Below are 2,268 nucleotides of genomic sequence, written 5' to 3' on the forward strand. Positions count from 1 at the left end.
GGCCTCGCCCCGCCGATCGGCACGCGGGCGCGCCTGCGCCGCATCCTCGCCCTGGCCGCGCCGACCACGCTGCTCGCCGCGACGCAGGTGGCGGCGCAGCTCATCGAGCCCTGGCTCGCCGCGCGGCAGGGCACGGCTGCGCTCGCCGGCTGGGCGGTGGTGCTGCCCTTTGCCCTGCTGCTGAGCCAGATGTCCGCGGGGGCGATGGGCGGCGGGGTCGTCTCGGCGATCGCCCGCGCCCTCGGCGCCGGCCGGCGCGACGATGCGGCGGTGCTCGCGACGCATGCGCTTGTCATCGCCTGTGCCGGGGCGGCGCTCTTCGCCCTGCCGCTCGCGCTGTTTCCCCGCGCCATCCTCGGCGTCATCGGGGGGGCGGAGGCCGCGGCGGCCGGCGCGGCCTATTGCGCCTGGATGTTCGGCGCGGGGGCGCTGCCGGCCTGGCTCGCGAACACGCTCGCCTCGATCCTGCGCGGCGGCGGGCGGCACGCGCTCGCCGCCCGCGGCGTTGTGGGGGGCTGGATCGCCTACCCCCCCCTCGCCTGGCTGCTGATGGAACCGGCGGGGCTGGGCCTGCCAGGCGCGGGCATTGCCTTCGCCGTCAGCATGAGCGGCGCGGCGGCGGTGATGGCCGCGGTGGTGTTCGCCGGCGGCGCGGGCTTCGTGCCGTCCTTGCGCGGCGGGCTGCGGGCGGTGCTGTTCCAGCGGATCCTGTCGGTCGGCCTCGTCGCCTGCGCCATGGCGACGGTCGCCAACCTCGCCACCATCCTGGTCACGGCCTCCATCGCGCGGCATGGGGCGGCGGCGGTGGCGGGCTACGGCATCTCGGCGCGGATGGAGTTCCTGATGATCCCGCTCGCCTTCGGCGTCGGCTCGGCGCTGACGGCGCTGGTCGGCCGCGCGGTCGGCGCGGGGGACTGGGCGGAGGCGCGGGCCATCGCCTGGACAGGCGGGGGCCTCGCGCTTGCGGTCACGGGCGCGGTCGCGATCCCGGTCGCGCTGTTCCCGGCGGCGACGGCGGCCGCCTTCACCGCCGACCCCGCGGTGCGGGTCGTGGCGACCGAGGCGCTGTCGATCATCGGCTGGGCCATGCCCGGCTTCGGCATCGGCATGGCGTTGTATTTCGCGGCGATGGGGGCGGGGCGCATGGCCTGGCCGGTCGCCGCCGCGCTCAGCCGCATCACGATCGCGGTCGGCGGCGGCTGGCTGCTGGCCGATGCGATGGGCTTCGGACTGACGGGGCAGTTCGTCGCGGTCGCACTCGGCATCACCGCCTATGGCGCGGTCTGCGCGGCGGCGGTGCGGCCCGCCGTCTGGCCCGGCCGGGGGTGAGCCGCGCCGGCGCAGGACGGATGTGCAGGCGCTGCATCGTCGCTGCCCCGCCGGCGCCGCTTTCGGGCGGGAACGTCGCGCCATGCGCACCACCCGTCGCGCGGCGCTCGCCGCGGTCCTGATCCTTCCGGGCCTCGCCCAGGCAACTCCGTCCCGTCCCCGCGACCTGCCGGCCGCGGATCCGGCCGAGGTGTCCCGCATCGCGTCGCAGGACAGCCCGCTCGGTGCGACCTGGGTGGCGGAGGACATCGGCGGGCGTGGCGTGGTCGATCGCGCGCGCGTCGAACTTGCCCTGCTGCCGGACGGCCGCGCCGCCGGTCGCGGCGGCTGCAACCGCTTCACCGGCGGCTACGCGGTGGACGGCACGGCGCTGCGCTTCGGCGCCCTGGCCGCGACCCGCATGGCCTGCGCGCCCGCGCTGATGGAGCAGGAGCAGCGCTTCTTCGCCGCCATGGCCGACGTGCGCGGCTGGCGCATCGAGCATGGCCGCCTGCTGCTGACGGATGCCGGCGGCGGAGTGGTGCTGCGCCTGGCGCGCTGAGGCGGGCCGGGCCGATCCGGTCACCCCGCCGCGCCCCAGGCTTCCTTGCGGAATGCGTCGTCCCCCCGTCCACCGGAGGCCCCGCCGGCCGGCCTGTTGATCATGCGCGCCATCGACGCCTGCGCCCTGCGCGGGGCCGGTCTGCGGCAAATCATGTCCGCGGCAACGCTTCCTTCACCCGCTTGAGGCTGACTCCAAGGGTTTTCGGAGGCGCGATACATCTCACGGAGTGGTGATTCCATGGAACGCCCGCGCGGAGTACCGCCGGCATGAGTGCGCAGGCCCAGCCGCCGCCGGCCGTCGCCGATGCGCGCCCGTGGGGGCCGCAGCCCGGCGGGCTTCTCAAGCGGGCGCTGGAAGGCGGCGCGCGCCTGCTTGGCCGCGGTGCCGCGCCGCCG

2 protein-coding genes are annotated in these 2,268 nt (G+C 76.8%); both read left to right on the forward strand.

What is annotated here, in order from left to right; translation table 11 throughout:
• The coding region (locus HW577_RS23930) for an MATE family efflux transporter (RefSeq protein ID WP_332837800.1) at positions 1-1,329 on the forward strand (1,329 nt) is incomplete at its 5' end.
• 82 nt (positions 1,330-1,411) lie between these two features.
• Entirely contained in the window at positions 1,412-1,870 is a 459-nt protein-coding gene (locus HW577_RS23935) for an META domain-containing protein (RefSeq protein WP_198378607.1), read from the forward strand.
• The last annotated feature ends 398 nt before the right edge of the window (positions 1,871-2,268 follow it).

The sequence above is a fragment of the Neoroseomonas rubea genome, assembly GCF_016106015.1.
GTDB lineage: Bacteria > Pseudomonadota > Alphaproteobacteria > Acetobacterales > Acetobacteraceae > Neoroseomonas > Neoroseomonas rubea.